The organism is Alteromonas aquimaris, from assembly GCF_026183695.1.
Lineage (GTDB): Bacteria > Pseudomonadota > Gammaproteobacteria > Enterobacterales > Alteromonadaceae > Alteromonas > Alteromonas aquimaris.
In genome coordinates this window covers 112630-132745 of the sequence record NZ_JAPFRD010000009.1, presented here as the reverse complement: position 1 = coordinate 132745, position 20116 = coordinate 112630, and the positions used below count along the sequence as shown (strand labels likewise).

Genomic DNA, 20116 nt, shown 5'->3' with positions numbered 1-20116 from the left:
GAACGAACAAATTTTTTAGCGTTTGGCTGGTAGCGGTAGCAGGTGATCTAATATTGGTTCAAATAACCTTAGTGGTACCTTATTGTTAGTGAAATAGCGTGATTGCTCAATTCGTAATAAGTCGCGACTTAACCCTGTCAAAGCGGTAAATTTATCTTGGTAGGCATCGGAATAAAGATGGTTGAGTGACGCGGGTGGAGTATCTTCGATAATTTTATCCTGAACCAGTTTTACGCCAATGTTACTGAACAGTTCATTAGCCGAAGGGGAAGGGTGGGCCTTGCTTCTGGTCAAAATATTGATACGCCGCTGAATTTCTACATCTAATGTGGACAGACTAGAATTAACTGCGCGCGCAATACTCGGTGTATGCTGCTCAATACCCATAGCTGACAAAACGTGCAAAACGCTATCGTCGCAGTAAGGAAGAAAGTTCATCCTGAATTTGGGTTCACTTATAAACGGTAAGAACAGGTTATTGTAGTCGTAGTATGGTATGCGTTTGTTAGTGTAATCTGAATAACCCCGGCGTTGCCCCCAGCGTCTGACAAATTCGCGGTAAAAACTAACGGAATAGTCGTATGCATTCCTCACTACAAAGGTAACATCTACGCGGGTAACGTTAAAAGCTTCCAGCTTCTCCAGTAACGCTAGCAATCGCTTAGTACCTTTCGGTTTAGACCAGGCTTCGCTGGACAAAATAAGTAAATCAGGTTTGTGTGTGCGAATTTCAGCTTTTAATTTATCTACTTCAGCGTCCCAGGCTAACAGCCCGTACTCATAAACAAAACGACTGTGCCGATAACCTATTTCTTCTGCTTGCGCGGAAATACCAGCTGTAGGGTAGAGGATTTTTTGCTTTATTAAATTCGTGCGCAAGGAATACAAGGTTTGCTGGATGGCAGTACTTGCTGTTTTATAGGTTCCGGCGTGTATGTATACATGCATATCGCTTTAATTACCTCAATTTTTCCTTGTGCCTTTTGATAAACTCGTTATCGGACTACCCCTTGTGTGCAGGCATAGTACGTCCTGTCAGTTTGCTTATACAAAACATTTTACTAAATTCATTTCATTCCTTAAGTCCTCGCTGCTTTTTCGCCGTCATAGTTGTTTTGGCTAGGTGTAATCGAATGGCGAGGTAAGAAAGGGGCATCAACAATCGCGCAATAACTTCCAGAAACAATCAATTGAAGGCTAAGTAGCGTTAAGCTATTAAAAAATTGAAGCGAATATATTGCTAAGGGGTGCAGAATCATTTGTTTAAAGGGTAAGTTCGACCTGACAGGTGCTTTTAATACGGTTAAGAACTACATTTGGTTACAAGAAAGCCAGGCTATAGAAACAGCTAACTTTTATTTGAATAAGTCTTGCTAAGCTCATCGTTGCTTATGGGGTGAGATTGATAATATTCTCTGGTCAGGTCGTCCAAAAATAGCGATAGCTTATCTAATGTAATATAGCTGTCCGCAAAGTAAGTAGAGCCGGATACCTCCAATAACATAGGGGGTAATCTGGTCAGCTCGGTAAACTTTTCTTTATACAGATCGGTAAAGAGTCAGATAACAAAACTGGCGGCGTGCTTTCTAAAATTTTCTCACCAGTGGGCTTTAATCCAATACGGGCTAAAAGTTCTGTGGCTTGTGGCGCGACGTAACCTTTTCCGCCGTGCAGGATATTAAACTTGCGCTGAATCTCTATATCCAGCGCTGACAAACTTTTGTTTACTTTTTTCTTTTCAGGTTTATTCCAGAATCCAGTCGGCGCAGCATTCATATCTTTTAGTACCGCATCCACACAACTTTTGCTATATGGGATAAATTTGACGGTGACTTTGTTGTTTTCTAAAAAGGGAGAAAAGAGGGCGTTGTAATCAAAGTAATCAAGGCGTTTTTCAACATATTCGAGGTAATCGTATTTAAATCCCCAGCGCCTAACAAACTCACGGTAATGACTGATTGAATAGTCAAAAACATTCCTGACCACAAACGCGATATCAATCTTGTCTACATCAAATTCTTGCAGATGTTCAATAAGACTGAATAACGTTTCCGATGCACCCGGAGTAGACCAGGCTTCACTCGAAAGGATGACGGTGTGAGGATTGTGATGAAACAGGCTTTTTTTTAAGTTCGCAACAATATTGTCCCAGTCCGATTTGCCGTAATGATAAACAATCCGGCTGTGTCGAAAGCCCACTTCTTCTGACATCTTTTTCGAAATACCAGCTTCGGGATAAAGAATGTGATGTTTTAGTAACGCCTCACGTCTGGAATATAGGCTGTTCTGGATCGCAGAGCTAGCTGTTTTAAACGTTCCAGCATGAATGTACAATCGCATACTATAACCTCTACATCTCTCTCATTCTTAGTGCCGGCTAATTAACATACCTGTTCACATGAGATAGTGCGCTAGAGCGAATTTTTCATCACGCGTTCTTTTTGCCGCTGCCAATCTCGATCTTTAATCGTGTCACGCTTATCGTGTTCCTGCTTGCCTTTTGCCAGATAGATTTCCAGTTTAACCCAACATTTTTTCCAGTACATAGCCGTGGCAACGATACTGTAGCCCTGGCGATCACGCGCACCCATTAACCTATCGATTTCTCGCTTGTTAAGCAACAATTTGCGCGAACGTTCAGGCTCGCAGATAACGTGGGTAGAAGCCTGCGTTAAGGGTGAAATGCGGGCACCCACTAAGTAGGCTTCGGCATTTTGAATGATGACATAAGCATCGGTTATATTTGCTTTACCTGCGCGCAGGCTTTTAATTTCCCAGCCCTGCAGCGCTATGCCCGCTTCGAACTTATCTTCTAAATGATAGTCGTGACGAGCCTTTTTGTTTAGCGCAATAGTACCGGAACTGTTTTTGTTGTCTTTATTCTTTTTCATGCGCCTTATTATACTCACTCATTCGCTAAAGTCTTTAGGTGATTACAAAAAGCATTATGGGGATGTCCCACTAAAACAGAAGGGTAGGTGGCAGAAAATTCTCGTGGTACACTCAGCGCAGATTTGAGTATTGCTTTATATAGTTTAAGAGATAAGAGTGTATGCCGAGTATTCAACGTAGTGCGTTGGTAGCGTATAGCGCCGAGGCGATGTTCGAATTGGTCAATGATGTTGAATCCTATCCCCAGTTTTTGCCCGGTTGTGCAGACAGTAAAGTACTTGATGCTGACGAGGACAAAATGCGGGCCTCCTTGTTAGTGACTAAAGCCGGCGTAAAGCAGTGGTTTACTACCCACAACATATTGCATCCGGCAAAGCGCATTGAGATGACGTTAGTAGATGGACCCTTTAAGCAATTGCAGGGCGGCTGGACCTTTTCGGCGTTATCAGAGTCGGCCTGTAAGATAGAGTTAAATCTAGAATTTGAGTTTAGTAACAAATTGGCAGAAATGGCCTTTGGTAAGGTTTTTAGTTCTTTAGCCACCAGCATGGTTAACGCGTTTATTGAGCGTGCGCGTAGGGTGTATGCATGAGCATGATCAAAGTAGAGGTCGCCTACGCCTTACCTGACAGGCAATCTATTGTAGAAGTGTCTATCGCACAGGGTGCCACCGTGGAAAAGGTAATTGAACTGTCAAATATTCAAACACTTTATCCTGATATCGATTTAGATAAACAAAAAATAGGAATTTGGAGCAGGGTAGCCAAATTAAAAGATGAAGTAAAAGATGGGGATCGCATTGAAATCTATCGCCCCTTGATAGCTGATCCAAAAGAAGTGCGTAAGCGCCGTGCAGAAAAGGCCAAACAGGAAGGCCGAGCAGACAAAGTCACCGGCGGAAGACCCAATCCTCTTAAAAGCCATCGTGGTGAATAATCTTAAAATTTAACCACGTTTTGTCTTGCCTGGAAGAAAAATGAAGTTATTCACGTACGCAAAAGGCAAGGTTTAAAAGCCATCAAGCCTTAATCTTTTTTCTTATTACCTGAGAGCGATTTATCGTGACGGTGCTTAAATTGCGCGCGGCCCTAATTAAAAAATAATAAACAAACCTTACGCAGTTAAATCAATTGTCCAAAAGTTCTGCTAATGGGATGTGTTCCCCAAGGTATGAAATTTGCGCTTGAAATAGCTCCGCACAAGCGATCGCATCGTTCAATGCATGATGCTGGCGATAAGCAGGTAAACCATAGCGTGCTCTGCAGTCTCTTAACTGAAGAGATGTTTGCTTAGATATCAGCCATCGTTTCCACCATGGTTGCTCTTCAAACACAAGCCTGCGTTCCAATTTTAACGTATCAATCATGGGGAAGTACCACTCGCAGTGGTAGGCATTCATTACCGATCGTAAAAGAAAGTTTCGTTCGATAGCAGCGTGGTGCGCTATCACAACCTTTCCCGCCAGCAGGGGTATCATCTTCTCTAATATAGCTGATACCGACGGTGCGGAGCCAAACTCGGTATGCGTCAGATTATGTACTAAGATAGATTGTTCTTTCAGCTGGGTACTTGGTTTAACTACCCAATATCTGGCGGAGTTGAGGCGAATTCGCCGGGTGCTAAATTCTACAAGTCCCATACTCACGATACTGTCTGTACGCCAATTCAAGCCAGTGGTTTCCAGATCAAGAGCGACCAGAGGAACTAGTGAAATGTCTGCATTTGGGGCGGGTGGGGGCTGCGAATAAAAGCGTTTTAACACTACATTACTGATGTTGTCTCGCTGTTGGTCAAAATAGGCGCCCCAATCGCGCACGGCGACCGGCTTATGTTGGATGTCTTTTTTTGATAGATAAAACATGCTTGCTTAGGCGTCTGTCCTATTCGTGAAAAGGAAGGTAAGTCATCGACTAAACTGGCGACCCGCTTGATAGCGAAACTTAAGATAGCGTTGAGCGTTGGTGACCACCTCAAATGCGTCTTTTAGATGCTTTCTCTCAAATTCCGATAGGTTATCAGGCTCAATATTGTTGTCAGGTTGTATTCCCTGGTTAACATCCATTGCCTGGTGTCGAATTCGAACCATAGCAATCAATTCCATCGCATCACGCAAATCTTCTCCTCTACCATTAGGTAATATTTGCGCTCGAATAACATCCTGCAAACGCGAATTAGTATTTGTAGCTAGCGACCCAACTTCCAGTGCATGAATTCTAACTAGATCGGAAATTGGCGAAGTACCGCGCTTTTTCATATCAATTGATTTGGAATGTCTGCCATCAGATTCCATCACAAAATCTTTAAAGAAGCCCAGGGGAGGAGTGCGTCTTAGCGCATTGCGGGTCATGCTAGCCAAAAAACGAGGGTATTTATAAGCACTGAGTTGAACAAAACGGTTTAACTCTTCAGCCCACTCTAGTTTGCCAAACACGCCGCTGAGATCGAAAAAGATATTACTGTTGAGTAAAGACTCCGGCGTGGGATGCTCTATCCATTCTTTAAAATAACTTTGCCATTGGCTTAACGGTTGTCGCCACTTTTTGTTGGTGGCCATGATATCCCCTTTGCAGTAAGGATACCCACACTTATCCAATCCATCGCACACAAAATGCGCTAATTCGGCAAAATAAGTGTCATGCTGCTTTTCGACAAAATCATTGCTTAAAATAATGCCGTTATCCTGATCAGTAACCAATAATTGTTCTTCGCGCGCCATGGATCCCATCGCGATAAAGCAGTAGGGAATGGGGGGCGGGCCAAGGCGAGCTTCTGCTAATTCTAAAAGACGTTGTTTAAAACTTCGACCGATAGCTGACAACGCCGCGCCTATCATTGCGGAATTAGCGTCTTCATTGACCATGCGTAAAAAACTGGCTACCACGTCTTCTCTAAGAACCTGTAAGGCTTCTACTGAGTCTGCTGCGAAAATATTACTCACCACAAATAAACTGTTTTGCGATTCGTAGCGAATGAGATCCAGATTACTGATGATACCCAGTGGAGAATGCGTACCGTGGTGGGAGACGTCAATAGCAGCAGACACGGATTCCTTAGGTTCAGGTTGCGTCCGTTCAGGTAAAATGACCAGATGCTGAACGTTATTTTTCAGCATCGACATCATCGCTTCATATATAAAACGATCAGCAGCGATACTAGGAAAGTCACTCTGCATTACCTCGTATACTGGCGTAGTTAGGGGCAAGTTTTTACTAACAACTTTTTCGCGAATATCAGCATCGGTCAATACCCCTATCATTTCATTGTCATCAATGCGTCCTTCAATTAATACAGAGGAAGAGTTTTCCTTTGACATGTAAACTGCCGCTTCTTGCACCGTAGTATCCGGAGAAAGTGGTGCTAAAGTGGAACTAAGTATTTCACTCACCCTGGCGGTCAGTAAATTTTGTACGTTTTGAGATTTTTGAACGGCATGGCGCAAGCGTCTGCGATCTTCTACTTCCACAAAATCCGCGAACGAATCGTAATTGTCGAAAAGATGGTGAAATTCTTCTGCACTAACTAAATATAACAGGGTATCTTCCAGCGCCTTCACAGGAAACCTGACCGGCTTGCCTTGCAACAAACTTAATTCGCCAAAGAAGCCACCTGTGCTAAGTCTGTTATGCAGGGTTCCGTCGCGTCTGAATATTTCTACCGCGCCTTGTCGGATCACACACCATTTATCGTTGTGTTCACCAAGGGGTAGGATTTCCGATCCTTTTTTAAAATACGCGATCTCAACATGCCCACCCAATTCTTCTAATGCTTGCTCGGGCAATTCATTAAAAGGTGGGTGTTGTTTTAAAAAACCTAATAGCTCAGGAAAGTCAGCTTGCATAACTTGTGCTTGCCGCAACCTATGAATTGTTAGCTTGCATAATGGTCACTTTATCTTAGGTTCATTCGCCAGCCCTTTAAGTATCGAAAAGGTTGCGACCAGCAATACCAAGGTAAATGGAAGCCCTGTGGACACGGCCATCGCCTGTAGTGCTACCAATCCCCCGCCAAGAATTAATGAAATCGCCACTAACCCCTCAAATGTGCACCAGAACACACGTTGTGGGGTAGGCGATTCTACTTTGCCCCCCGCAGCAATTACATCAATCACCAAAGAGCCTGAATCGGAAGAGGTGACAAAAAACACGATAACCAGAACAATGGCTATAAATGAGGTGATACTGGCCAGCGGTAAGGCGTCGAGCATATAAAAAAGTTGCAAAGGTAGCTCCGCCTCCACAACTTTTTGGTAGCCATCATCAACGAGTTGGGTTATGGCGGTGCCACCAAATACGGTCATCCATAATACGCATGCCAAAGAAGGAATAATCAATACTGATATGATAAATTCTCTTACAGTACGTCCACGTGATACTCGCGCGATAAACATGCCAACAAAGGGGCTCCAGGATATCCACCAAGCCCAGTAAAATGCAGTCCAGCCAGAAGAAAAATTAATATCTTCTCTACCAAGCGGAGATGACAACGCAGGAAGATATGTTATGTAAGAGAGTAAGTTCTCGAAGAATCCGGTTAAGATAGAAGAGGTCGCCCCGACAATGATAATGAACAACAGCAAGGCAGCGGCCAAAATCATATTAAATTCGGAAAGTCTTTTGACGCCCGCATCCAGACCCGCCACCACGGAAATTAAAGCAATTGCGGTGATAAAAATAACCAGTACAACCTGAGTAGTCGTGCCTAACGGTAAGCCAAACAGGAAATGCAGACCAGAGGCCGCCTGAGATGCACCCAAGCCCAATGAGGTAGCCAAACCAAACAAGGTGGCAAATACCGCCAGGATATCAATAACATGTCCAGGCCATCCCCATACACGCTCACCTAATACGGAATAAAAAACTGAACGAATTGTCAGCGGAAGCCCTTTATTAAAGGAGAAAAGGGCTAAGCCAAGCGCCATAATGGCGTAAATAGCCCAAGGATGAAGCGCCCAATGATAAATCGTAGCGGCCATGGCCAGCTTGCGGGCCGCTTCGGGGTCATCCGCTGCACCCATTAGGGGGGACCAATCAGTACGCAAGCCCTCGCCATCCACAACGCCGCCAATACTACTGGAAAAATGGGAGATAGGTTCTGACACCCCATAAAACATCAAACCTATTCCCATACCCGCAGCAAAGAGCATGGAAAACCAGCCTAAATAGCCATAGTCAGGAGTGGCTTCGGTTCCCCCCAGTCGCACATTTCCTAACGGGGATACCACTATGCCAATGCAAATGATGACGAAAATATTTGCAGCGCTTAAGAAAAACCAGTCTAAGTTGGTAGTAAGCCACCCTCTTATGTCTTCAAACAAAGGCCCTACTTCGGTTTGAAATACGAGTGTCAGAATGACAAACAAAATGACGCTTAGACCTGAAATAGCGAACACCCGGTTATGGATATCAAGACCGAATGGGCCTAGATTAACGACAATATTGTCCTGGCCTACCTGATAATCCGTATCTATAGGATTGACTTTGCCATCGGGACGCAAAGGATCATTTGGCTGCTTCATACATTCTCCGGTATGCCTGTTACTGGTTGTAGTTACGAGAGGGTACTGTCATTAAAAATAGTAGCCAACGTTGATATTAAACCGGTGCTCGGTTTCGTCTGAATCTCCTACCGCAGTACCCCCCACAAACGGCTGGTTGCGGGCCGTTACTACATCAAAGTAGGTATAAAGTCCGCCCGCAGACAGTGCTAGCCCTGTCACATTCATTAGCGTATCGCGGGAACGATCCGATTTGTCGTAAACGAGGCCGTAGTTGTTGTATATCTGCAAGCTGCTGATCGGGCCCCAGTCAACCGAAAAAGTATAAGCAAGATTAAAGGTGGTCGATTTTGCTTCGGCTGCTATGGTATCAAAGAAAGAATAAGCGCCTACCGCCATACGGGTTGCACCATTGACATCGTATTCGTATTGCGTGTGTTGAAGTTGCATTAGCCAGTTGTCCCAATCCGCCTCCCAGTGAATAGCCCAGGCGTGGTAGTCTCCAACTTTTTCATCAGTGCCATGAATTCCGCCAGTCAGCAAAGAGGCTCCGATTTGGGAATTAATTCCCAGCGCATTAAATTGATAAGCAAGTCTGCCATTAAACGTATTATATTCGCCCACGGGAGTCTCGGGCTCAGCAAAAATACCTTCTTCAACCGCGCGGATCCCAACAATATCGTACGAGTAGCGATCCGCTCTATTATCGACGAACCCATCTACACCGCCAAGTTCATCGTTTTTAAAGAAACCTAAATCCAGTTGCCAGTTATCAGTCAATTTTCGACGCACAAGAAGACCTAAATCATGATCATCTTCTAATCCTAAATAGTAATTTGTACTAAAGAACCAGTTTTGTGAATTATAAGGCCGGTTACCGAACGGGACGGGGGTAATGCCCAGCAGGATTTGCCAGTCATCGTTAAAATCATAGCCCGCGTAGGCGTATTTTATGGTGGTCATGTAATCAAAAAATCGAATTTCGCCCGCCAAAAAGACATCATCAATATTCACATCCATGTTGATACGAAAGATATCGAAATCAAAGTCTCCTCCTCGATTTTTGCTATCATCATCGTACGAGGTATAACTATAGTTTGTGCGGATTGCCCCGCCGAAACTCACTGTACGCTTCTCTTCTACTTCAGTTTCAATATCTGTGTCTTTAGATTGTTGCGACAGATCTGCCTGCACGATTTTTTGCTCTTGCTGTCGCTGGATTTGCTCAAGCTCGGTTAAGCGTTGTTGTAGCTTTTCTATTTGCTGGCGAAGAATGGAAAGCTCTTCTTCATCAATCTGGGTGGTCTGACTATTTGCGAGCGCTGGGAAAACCAGCGCTAATGCCACAACGTACGTGAGTTTATTTAAGTACATAGAGGTTCACCTAACCCGTATTATTAACTTTTATACTCATCCAGTACGCTAAAATTTAATTTAAGATTAACGTTGCTCTAAGTGTAGTCCAAAATTTAACATTTTGATTTGAATTGAAAATTCAAATCAATAAGGAACGTAAATGGTCATACGTTTGTAAGAAGAGATAGCTCAGGGTGGGCCGAACAATAATCAAGCCGCTTGGATAACTGCTAGAAATTCAGGCTATTGGTTTCGATAATTAGGGGGCAGGAACTCTTGTAAGATTCAGATTGCCAGTCGCAGCACCACAAGAGGAAATGCGCGGTATAAGCCGTGCGTTATTACCCCCATTTATATGTAATCGATGCGCAGATGAAAATATAGGGCTCGTAGAACGAAGCAGTTGAAGTGAAAGACATATGACATATCAATCAGACTATTTCGTTACTAATTTCCGCGATTAACTCAAATTCAGGATTCTGGCAGCTTATCTGCCAAGCTACCCACTTCCAAAAAGGGTGAGGCGTCAATGCTTTGCGCATTCATCATGGCGGCAATTCGTTGTACCGTAGCAACCATTTGGCTTTGTTCCCATTCTTCTAACTGGTGGAAACGTTCAATGAAATGCTCTTGGAGAGGACGGGGGGCATCTTCAATGGCTGCTTGACCCGTTTCGGTAAGAAATACGCCTACTCGGCGTTTGTCCTGGGTACTGCGAATTCTGTTGGCTAGGTTTTTTGCTTCCAGGCGGTCCAGAATGTTGGTAATGGTAGCAGGGCTTAAATTAATATTTTCAGCAATTTCACGCACCATAATACCTGGCTTTTGATCGATGTTTTGCATCACCAGCAACTGCGGTCCGGTTAAACCGACATCCTTGCTCAATTGCTTGCTACGTAAGTCAACTGCTCGCATAACCCTGCGCAGGGCTACTAATAATTCTTCTTCTTTGCGCATCAGATAAAATTTAACCTTATTTAACGACATAACCCTTCGATTACGATTAAGGTCTATGCTCCTCTATATTAATCCAAGTTGCAAGGAAACCCGTTCACCCGCGTCCGCTGTTTTTATATTATGCGTTGACATAATCAGGATAAAAATTCACCTCTCCAGACTTTGCTATACGCTATTAATATTTACGGCGTTGCAAACCTGTTTCCGCTAAAATCTTTGCTGAAATTTCTTCCACAGAATATTTGGTACTATTCAAGAATGGAATTTTTTCACGGCGATATAGGTTTTCCACCTCTCGTAATTCCATCCTGCACTGTTGCAGTGACGCGTATTTGCTGTTGGCTCGGCGTTCAGACCGAATCTGATGCAAACGCTCCGGGTGGATGGTTAAACCAAATAACTTATCTTTGTATTGGCGAAGCGCTGGGGGTAATCTAAGAATATCGCCCATGTCCTCCTCAGTAAAAGGATAGTTAGCTGCTTTAATACCGTATTGAAGCGCCAAATACAGACTCGTGGGCGTTTTACCCGAGCGTGAAACGCCGACTAAAATGATATCTGCTTGCTTGTATTCTTTAATGTTAGACCCATCGTCGTTGGCCAGGGCATAGTTCACCGCTTCGATACGTATATCGTAAGTAGTTTCGTGAATGCTATGGGTACGATGTTTTTCTGGTTTTGATGAGACCCCAAGGACTTTTTCCAGCGGCGCCACGAACTGATCAAGAAAGTTATAGTTAATCCCCACAGAACGGGAAATTATTTTCCGAACATCCACATTCACAATTGTATAAAAAACGAGCGGGCGTTCGCCGCTATCTTGAAAACTTTCAGAAATTTTTTCTAATACTTTATATGCTTCCTCTTCCGTTTCCACGAATGGAATCGTGATATGTTTAAACTGAATAGGGAAGTTTGACAGCAAAGCGTGGCCAAATACCTCTGAAGTAATGGCGGTGCCATCTGAAATATAAAAAGCTGTACGCACAACTCGTCCTTCATTTTTGTTGTAAATTAATTACAAAAGTAATAAAAATTTTACTTTCATTTTTTGCCCATTCTATGATGGTTTCGTCGAAAAGCCAGTATTGCAGAACTTTCCTGTAAAATTGGCGTAAGACAACATGTAAATGTTCACCTTAATTTCATGTGAACGAAACCATTTTTTAGCTGGAGGCTTCGGCAGTGCAAGATTACGTTCTTTGGTATCAGGAATTGGGAATGCATGACGTTGGTCGTGTTGGGGGCAAGAACGCATCATTAGGTGAAATGATTTCTAACCTTGCGAACGCTGGGGTACAGGTCCCCGGTGGCTTTGCTACCACAGCAGATGCATTTAATAAGTTTCTTGAACAAAGCGGATTGGAAGCAAGAATCCATGAAGTACTGGATACGCTAGACGTAGACAACGTCAGTGCGCTTACGGAAGCAGGCAAAAATATTCGTCAGTGGATTATCGATACACCCTTCCAGCCAGAGCTTGAAGAGGCAATAAAATCTGCATTTGAGACCCTCCAGGGAGACGCGGGTAACGAAGCATCATTTGCTGTGCGTTCATCCGCAACGGCTGAAGATATGCCGGACGCTTCGTTTGCCGGTCAACAGGAAACCTTCCTGAATGTAAAAGGATATGAAAGTGTGTTGGTGGCCATCAAACATGTTTTCGCATCTTTGTTTAACGATCGCGCTATTTCTTACCGTGTCCACCAGGGCTACGACCATAAAGGCGTGGCGTTATCAGCTGGTGTACAACGTATGGTGCGTAGTGATATTGCATCTTCGGGCGTTATGTTCTCTATAGATACCGAATCAGGTTTCGAAGATGTGGTCTTTATCACCAGCTCATATGGTTTAGGTGAGATGGTGGTGCAAGGAGCGGTAAACCCGGACGAGTTTTATGTGCACAAGCCCACGTTGAAAGCAGGAAAACCTGCGATTGTGCGCCGTAATCTGGGCAGTAAACTTGTACAAATGATCTATTCGGATGATCAGTCGCATGGTAAGCAGGTGTCTATTGTTGATATCGACCGTGACCAGAGCATGAAATTCTCGCTCACTGATGACGAAGTGCAGGAATTAGCGAAGCAAGCATTAATTATCGAAGAACATTACCAACGTCCTATGGATATTGAATGGGCGAAAGATGGTACTGACGGCAAGCTATATATCGTGCAGGCAAGACCTGAAACGGTGCGCAGCCGAGAAGACAGTCAGAGCATCGAACGATATCAGCTGAAAGGGCAGGGTAATATCGTCTGCGAAGGACGTGCCATTGGTCATAAGATTGGCGCGGGTACTTCAAAGGTATTGGCGTCGATTGAAGAAATGGACAAAATTCAGGCAGGCGACGTGCTAGTCACAGATATGACGGACCCTGATTGGGAACCGATCATGAAAAAAGCGTCTGCAATCGTCACTAACCGTGGGGGCCGCACGTGCCATGCCGCTATTATTGCCCGTGAATTAGGTATCCCAGCGGTAGTCGGCTGTGGAAATGCCACTGATCTTATTAAGACCGGCGATAAAGTTACAGTGTCCTGCGCAGAGGGTGATACAGGGTTTATTTATGGCAACGAGCTTGAGTTTGACGTGACTACTTCGCGCATTGATTCAATGCCAGATATTCCACTAAAGGTCATGATGAACGTAGGCAACCCTGATCGCGCGTTTGATTTTGCCCGTCTGCCGCATAAAGGTGTTGGTCTCGCGCGCTTGGAATTCATCATCAACCGTATGATTGGTGTACATCCGAAAGCCCTGCTCAATTTCGACAGTCAGCCTGAAGAGTTAAAAGAAGAGATTAGCGATATGATCGCTGGCTATGACTCACCGACTGAGTTCTATATTGAAAAGTTGGTCGAAGGGATTGCCACCATCGGGGCGGCATTCGCACCCGAAAAAGTCATCGTGCGTATGTCTGACTTTAAGTCAAATGAGTACTTTAACTTAGTGGGTGGATATCAGTACGAGCCGGATGAAGAAAACCCTATGTTGGGCTTCCGTGGCGCCAGCCGTTATATTTCTGAAGACTTTCGCGATTGTTTTGCACTGGAGTGTGAAGCGATCAAGCGTGTACGTAACAAGATGGGGCTGACCAATGTTGAAATCATGATCCCGTTTGTACGCACGCTGGAAGAAGGCGAAAAGGTTATCGAATTACTTGCTGAGCAAGGGTTGGTTAAAGGGGAAAATGGATTGCGCATTATTATGATGTGTGAATTACCATCGAATGCCCTATTAGCCGATAAATTTTTGGATATCTTTGATGGGTTCTCAATCGGTTCCAACGATTTGACTCAGTTGACCCTTGGCCTTGATCGTGATTCTGGTTTGATTGCCCATTTATTTGATGAGCGCAACGAAGCAGTAAAAGCACTGTTAGCCATGGCTATTCAAACGGCCAAGAAGCGTGGCAAATACGTGGGTATCTGTGGACAAGGCCCGTCTGATCACGAAGACTTTGCTCAGTGGTTGGTGGAGCAGGGGATTGACTCGGTATCGCTTAATCCTGACACTGTGGTGGAAACCTGGTTATACTTGGCAGAAAACCAAAAATAGTTTTTTACTTCTTACCCTACACATAAGAAGAAAAAGTTAAGAAACCCGCATTTGCGGGTTTTTTTGTATTTAGTAACCCTACCACCACACGGTGTAAAGAGCACCCACGATCAGGATCACACCAATAGATGCAATATTAAACCCGGAATGCGTGATAAAGGACACTTTATTGAGGTCGATGGCTTTGCTTGAAACTTGTCGGGAAAGCAGCGAAACCATAATGCCCGCACCTAAACACAGTAAGAATACAAGCCCCACACGATCGATAAACGGCAGTGCAGGCCACCCAAGCTTTAATACCAATGACAGAACGGCTGAGGCCAGAGCTGCCACTAACGCGCCATTTGCGGTCGCTTTTTTCCAGAACATTCCCATAAGGAAAATGGCCACAATCCCTGGGGTGAAGAAACCCGTAAATTCCTGAATATACTGGAATGCCTGATCGAATTGGCCTAACAGGGGGCGCGCCACCATCAATGCGATGAGCAGGGATGTGAAACTTACCATACGGCCGATATTCACATAGTGATGTTGCGACTTATTTGGTTTGAAACGGGTGTAGATGTCCATGGTGAAAATGGTGGCGATACTGTTGGTCATTGACGCAATAGACGAAACAATGGCGGCAATAAGTGCAGCGAACACCAACCCTTTAAGACCAGCCGGCATCAGATTCATCATTACAGGGTAGGCCATATCCGGTTTAGACAGCGCTGGATATAGCAGCGCCGCTGCTACGCCCGGAAGCACAACAATAATGGGCATAAAGAGTTTCAGATATGCCGCAAACGCTATCCCCTTGTGCGCTTCGTTGATACTCTTCGCGCCCAGTGCACGTTGAATAATATATTGATTACAGCCCCAGTAAGACAGATTCATTATCCACAAACCGCCTACTAGTACGGAAATCCCCGGCAGGCTCATATAGTGCTCGTTATCAGGTTCAAGAATGAGGTCAAATTTCTCTGGTAGAGCAGTCAGTAAACGATCAAAACCTGCAATAGCACCCTTACCTTCACTTACTGCATCTAATGCTAAATACGCCAGAATAATTCCCCCAGCCACAAGCATCACCACTTGAATAATATCGGTAAGGGCAACCGCTTTTAAGCCGCCATATAAAGAATATGCAATAGAGAACAAGGCCAGGAATACCATGCCATACACCATATCGATGCCAGCTATGGAATTAATTGCCAATGCACCTAGCCACAAGATACTGGTGAGATTGACAAATACGTACACTCCCAACCAAAAGGTGGCCATGATGGTTTTTACTCGATGATCAAAACGCTGCTCGAGAAACTGCGGCATAGTATAGATTTTTTGTGCAAGAAAAATAGGCAGGAAGTATTTACCTACTACGAGTAAACTAATGGCCGCCATCCATTCGTAGCATGCAATCGCCAGCCCAATCGCGAAGCCCGAGCCAGACATACCAATAATTTGTTCAGCAGAAATGTTAGCCGCAATTAATGATGCGCCAATTGCCCACCAGGGTAACGACTTTCCCGCTAAAAAGTAATCGCTAGTATCTCGAACATGATCTTTTTCCGTACGTGATACCCACATCGCCACAGCGATAAGGCCAATGACATAAATAATGAAAATAGCACTATCAAGGAACGTCATGTCTGAATCTTCGCGTTTGCTTTTATTTTAATCAGAGGATGTGTTCAGAGTAATCGGTTTTCACCGTAATTCAATGTTTTATAGATTGAAAAGCAAAACCACCTAATTTATCGTGCTTTATAGGCAGGAAAAAATTGATGTATTCGTTTTGGGAGAGTCATTCAGTGCTGGCAAATATCATTCGTTTTTCAGGCAACATTATCTTATCTATGTTGGCTATTTTTATTTGCTTTGGCATTCTTGAGAGTATCTGGTTTACTTTAATTGCCGGGGATTGGTATCGCGCCAGTTTAGGTAAGTTACTTAGAGAAGAGTTTATCGTGTGGCCATGGGTGGTATTTTATCTTATTTATGCTGGTGCCATTTTTGTGCTGGCGGTGGTGGCAAACCGAGATAAACCGCTTTATTACGCCGGTATTGATGGTGCATTATTAGGGCTTGCCAGTTATGGGGCGTATAACCTTACTAATTTCAGCGTCATAGAAGATTACGATCTTAAGATTGCAATGGTTGACTGGGGATGGGGGATTATTCTCACCGCGATGAGTGCCATGGTAGGCTGGATGGGGTTTCAGCTAAACCGACAGGAAGCTTAACGAAGCTTCCTGGCTAGCAAATATCGGTCAAGTTTACGTGCACCGTTACTCATGCCCGTCTGGCAGCGCTTAAGCCACATTCGGGCGCGTGGAAAATCAACGCTAAGCAAAACCAGACCTGCGAGGATTAAAAAGGTCGAACCGGGAAGAATCGTCAACACTATGCCGCCAAGCACGAGCGTACCGCCGATTATTGTTCTTGCTAATTTCATTCTTTTTCCTTTTGTGTTCCCCTTAGCTTAATGCTGCATCCATGAATTGCAATATCTACTATGTAATTAAATGTGTCTGTCGGTTTCAACATTAGGCTGGAGTAGGGGTGGTGGGCCAGTTATACTAGGAGCTAACGTAAGAAAGGAGATGTGTGTTCTTGAGTTTTCCACGAGTTGTCCCGCAAAGCAGCGTCCAATCAGATTACCGTACGTACTTATCTGCGCTTTCTACTTCCTCATTCTCCGGTGACATTGAGTATAGTTACGGCAGTCGGTTAGCTGTGGCTACCGATAATTCGGTTTATCAGAAATTACCGCAAGCGGTGGTTTTTCCAAAGACTACCAGCGATCTGCAAATCATTGGTCAACTGGCCAACGCGCATCCTGCGGTTAAATTTTCCGCGCGCGGCGGTGGTACGGGTACGAATGGTCAAAGTTTAACTGACGGGATCGTGGTGGATATCTCACGCCATATGAACAAAGTTTTGCAAATTAATCCCGAAGAGGGGTGGGTGAAGGTGCAGGCTGGCGTGATAAAAGATGCGTTAAATGATGCCCTGCGCCCGTATGGTTACTTTTTTTCGCCTGATCTATCCACCAGTAATCGGGCCACAGTGGGCGGGATGATCAATACTGATGCGTCGGGGCAAGGCTCGTTGGTGTATGGTAAAACCAGTGATCATGTACTCGAGTTAACCACTATTTTAGCCAATGGCGAGCTTTTAGTGACGGCTCCTTTATCCCTAGAAGAAGCCAGTGTAAGGGCAACCCAAAATGATGCTTTCGGGCAAATCTTACACCAGGTAATTGAAACCTGTGTTGGCAAACGCGAGGAAATTCTGGCTAAATTTCCGCGTCTGAATCGTTTTTTAACAGGATATGATTTAGAGCATGCTTTTGATGCCGAAAATCAACGCATAGATGTAAGTCGGCTGATCACAGGATCTGAAGGTTCGTTGGGTATGGTCGCAGAAGCAAAGCTCAAGCTTACCCCCCTGGCACCGCATAAAGCATTGGTGAATGTTAAATACGATAGTTTCGAGTCTGCACTTCGACATGCACCGCGAATGATTGCTGCAAATGCAACCTCGGTTGAAACTGTGGACAGCAAAGTTCTTAATCTTGCACAGACTGACATTATCTGGCATTCGATTGCAGATCTCATCACCGACGTCCCCGGCAAAGAGTTGCAGGGTCTTAACATGGTGGAATACAACAGTGAGAACGAAGCGGAAATTAACACACGTATTGAGGCGCTTGAAAAAGAGTTAACCGTGGCGGCGAAGACAGGAGAGTCGGGCGTCATTGGTTATCAGGTGACGTTTGACAAGTCCGATATCAGTAAGATTTACGCTATGCGCAAGAAGGCTGTAGGCTTATTAGGAAAGGTGGAAGGGACACAAAAACCAATAGCCTTCGCCGAAGACACGGCTGTACCACCCGAAAACCTGGCGGATTTTATTATGGAATTCCGCGATCTGTTAGATAGTCACGGCTTACATTACGGCATGTTCGGGCACGTGGATGCTGGCGTGCTGCATGTTCGCCCTGCATTAGATCTATGTGATGTGGAACAGGAAAAGCTGATGCATCAGATTTCTGATCAGGTCGTAGAACTGGTCGCCAAGTATGGAGGGTTGATGTGGGGCGAACACGGCAAGGGCTATCGCAGCGAATACGGCCCGGCGTTTTTCGGCGAGACCCTGTTCAATGAATTACGCAAAATTAAAACGGTATTTGATCCACATAATAAAATGAACCCCGGCAAGATCTGTACGCCAATTGAAAGTGCAGCACAACTGGTGAGAGTAAGCGACATCAAGCGGGCGACCTTTGATCGCACCATTCCAATTGCCTTTAAAAATGAATTTGCTCCCGCCATGGAATGTAACGGCAATGGCTTGTGTTTTAATTACGACACGACTTCGCCAATGTGCCCTTCCAGTAAGATTACCCGGGACCGACGCCATAGTCCCAAAGGCAGGGCTGGGCTTATCCGTGAATGGATCCGCTTGCTGGCAGAGCAGGGGGTGCATACCACCCAACTTAAAGCAGAACAGTTTTCATCCTCATGGTGGCGTCGCTGGTTAAACTCCAGAAAAGATGAGGAGGATTTTTCTCATGAAGTGTTAGAAGCCATGAACGGTTGTCTGGCGTGTAAATCCTGCTCGGGTCAATGTCCGGTGAAGGTAGATGTACCTGATTTTCGGGCGCGTTTTTTGTCACTCTACTATCAGCGTTACAGTCGACCACTGAAAGATTTCATGGTGGCAAATATTGAACGCATGGCACCGCTCATGGCAAAAGCGCCAAGGCTGGTAAACGCCCTGCTCAAACTACCCTTAACGCAGGCGATCATAGAAAAAACGATCGGTTATGTGGATACACCCCTGCTCAGCACGCCAACGCTAAGCAATCAGTTAGCAAGCAACGTCGAACGTTTCGATTTTCGAGCGCTCGAACAACTAAGCTTAGTTGAAAGGCAAAACCGCGTTTTGATCGTGCAGGACCCTTTTACGAGTTATTATGACGCGCAAGTAGTAGCTGATTTTTGCAAACTCATTAGTAAATTGGGGAAAATTCCGGTGTTGTTACCGTTTAAACCCAACGGCAAACCTGAACACGTTAAAGGATTTCTCTCCCGGTTTGAAAAAACGGCCAAAAGTACCGCTGCTTTTTTGAATGCCATTAGTAAGCTTGATATTCCCATGGTAGGTGTCGATGCATCCTTAGTCCTTTGTTATCGAGACGAATACACCAAAGCATTGCAGGATAAACGTGGAGATTTTCATGTGTTGCTTGCTCACGAATGGCTAATCCAGTTGTTAGACTCAGGTGATCACAGCTTAATTCCAGCCTCTAATCACCCGCAACCTTATGCATTATTTTCCCATTGCACTGAGAAAACCGCTTTACCAAAAACTGAAATGCAGTGGCAACAGATTTTTTCATGTCTGCACCAAGATATGGAGATTGTTGCAGTTGGGTGTTGTGGCATGGCGGGAACATATGGCCACGAAGCGGATCAAAAAGATAAATCGCTGGGTATTTATGCGCTAAGCTGGGAGCAGGCTATCAAGCGGTATTCGAAAGAGCAGATAATGGCGACCGGATATTCTTGTCGTAGCCAGGTTGACCGTATCGAAGGGTTTAAACCGAAACATCCGGTGCAGGTTATGCTGCAATTGCTAAACTAAGACCACTGCTCAGGTATTAGTGCCAGTGGTGATCGATTGTAGTGCCAAAATAAATTCTTGTTACTGGTATAGCTGACAGGCGGTTGTATTGCACCTTGCCTACTGACATGAACTGGTAATATTAATTGGCTCCTCCGGGCTTAGCCGATAATTGCTATCGACATATACCGGTATTGAAGGTAGATTATACCCCACTAATAGCCAGCCAAGACTGGTTCAATT

Annotated in this window: 16 protein-coding genes; 5 read left to right on the top strand and 11 right to left on the bottom strand. The window is 44.7% G+C overall.

Features of this window, described 5'->3' with window-relative positions; genetic code table 11:
• Nucleotides 1-15: 15 nt before the first annotated feature.
• The 3 genes from OPS25_RS06770 to smpB form a co-directional block, all read right to left on the bottom strand.
• On the bottom strand, nt 16-948 hold the full coding sequence (locus OPS25_RS06770) for a hypothetical protein (protein ID WP_265616887.1): 933 nt from the start codon (nt 946-948) through the stop codon (nt 16-18).
• A 570-nt stretch (nt 949-1518) separates the two neighbouring features.
• Nucleotides 1519-2340 carry a hypothetical protein gene (locus OPS25_RS06765; protein WP_265616886.1) on the bottom strand — a complete coding sequence of 274 codons (822 nt, stop codon included), beginning with the start codon at nt 2338-2340 and terminating at the stop codon, nt 1519-1521.
• 71 nt (nt 2341-2411) lie between these two features.
• Nucleotides 2412-2891: an SsrA-binding protein SmpB gene (smpB, locus tag OPS25_RS06760; RefSeq protein WP_265616885.1), complete on the bottom strand. Its 480-nt coding sequence runs from the start codon at nt 2889-2891 to the stop codon at nt 2412-2414.
• Nucleotides 2892-3052: 161 nt separating this feature from the next.
• Between smpB and OPS25_RS06755 the strand changes: the two genes are divergently transcribed.
• A complete protein-coding gene (locus tag OPS25_RS06755; RefSeq protein WP_265616884.1) occupies nt 3053-3484 on the top strand; it encodes a type II toxin-antitoxin system RatA family toxin in 432 nt (143 codons plus the stop codon).
• Nucleotides 3481-3828: an RnfH family protein gene (locus OPS25_RS06750; RefSeq protein ID WP_265616883.1), complete on the top strand. Its 348-nt coding sequence runs from the start codon at nt 3481-3483 to the stop codon at nt 3826-3828. Before OPS25_RS06755 ends, OPS25_RS06750 begins: the two co-directional genes overlap by 4 nt.
• 190 nt (nt 3829-4018) lie before the next feature.
• On the opposite strand, the gene OPS25_RS06745 is transcribed toward OPS25_RS06750, so the two are convergent.
• The 6 genes from OPS25_RS06745 to ppsR form a co-directional block, all read right to left on the bottom strand.
• A complete protein-coding gene (locus tag OPS25_RS06745; RefSeq protein ID WP_265616882.1) occupies nt 4019-4753 on the bottom strand; it encodes a 3'-5' exonuclease in 735 nt (244 codons plus the stop codon).
• Nucleotides 4754-4795: 42 nt separating this feature from the next.
• Nucleotides 4796-6730, bottom strand: a complete 1935-nt coding sequence (locus OPS25_RS06740) for a DUF294 nucleotidyltransferase-like domain-containing protein (RefSeq protein WP_265616881.1) — start codon at nt 6728-6730, stop codon at nt 4796-4798.
• A 45-nt stretch (nt 6731-6775) separates the two neighbouring features.
• Nucleotides 6776-8407, bottom strand: a complete 1632-nt coding sequence (locus tag OPS25_RS06735) for a BCCT family transporter (protein ID WP_265616880.1) — start codon at nt 8405-8407, stop codon at nt 6776-6778.
• A gap of 51 nt (nt 8408-8458) precedes the next feature.
• Complete coding sequence (locus tag OPS25_RS06730) at nt 8459-9760, bottom strand: porin (RefSeq protein WP_265616879.1); 1302 nt, start codon at nt 9758-9760, stop codon at nt 8459-8461.
• A 453-nt stretch (nt 9761-10213) separates the two neighbouring features.
• A complete protein-coding gene (locus tag OPS25_RS06725) occupies nt 10214-10699 on the bottom strand; it encodes a MarR family winged helix-turn-helix transcriptional regulator (RefSeq protein ID WP_265617095.1) in 486 nt (161 codons plus the stop codon).
• A gap of 175 nt (nt 10700-10874) precedes the next feature.
• Entirely contained in the window at nt 10875-11687 is an 813-nt protein-coding gene (ppsR, locus tag OPS25_RS06720) for a posphoenolpyruvate synthetase regulatory kinase/phosphorylase PpsR (protein ID WP_265616878.1), read from the bottom strand.
• A 197-nt stretch (nt 11688-11884) separates the two neighbouring features.
• Between ppsR and ppsA the strand changes: the two genes are divergently transcribed.
• Entirely contained in the window at nt 11885-14257 is a 2373-nt protein-coding gene (gene ppsA, locus OPS25_RS06715) for a phosphoenolpyruvate synthase (protein WP_265616877.1), read from the top strand.
• A 78-nt stretch (nt 14258-14335) separates the two neighbouring features.
• On the opposite strand, the gene OPS25_RS06710 is transcribed toward ppsA, so the two are convergent.
• Entirely contained in the window at nt 14336-15889 is a 1554-nt protein-coding gene (locus OPS25_RS06710; protein WP_265616876.1) for a sodium/sugar symporter, read from the bottom strand.
• 137 nt (nt 15890-16026) lie between these two features.
• Here OPS25_RS06710 and OPS25_RS06705 point away from each other — a divergent pair, with 137 nt between their 5' ends.
• On the top strand, nt 16027-16485 hold the full coding sequence (locus OPS25_RS06705; protein WP_265616875.1) for a DUF2177 family protein: 459 nt from the start codon (nt 16027-16029) through the stop codon (nt 16483-16485).
• On the opposite strand, the gene OPS25_RS06700 is transcribed toward OPS25_RS06705, so the two are convergent.
• A complete protein-coding gene (locus OPS25_RS06700) occupies nt 16482-16697 on the bottom strand; it encodes a PGPGW domain-containing protein (RefSeq protein WP_265616874.1) in 216 nt (71 codons plus the stop codon). The two genes, OPS25_RS06705 and OPS25_RS06700, sit on opposite strands and share 4 nt — an antisense overlap.
• Before the next feature lie 152 nt (nt 16698-16849).
• Here OPS25_RS06700 and ydiJ point away from each other — a divergent pair, with 152 nt between their 5' ends.
• Nucleotides 16850-19894 (top strand): D-2-hydroxyglutarate dehydrogenase YdiJ, encoded by a 3045-nt coding sequence (gene ydiJ / locus OPS25_RS06695; RefSeq protein WP_265616873.1) that lies wholly within the window; start codon nt 16850-16852, stop codon nt 19892-19894.
• Nucleotides 19895-20116 lie beyond the last annotated feature (222 nt).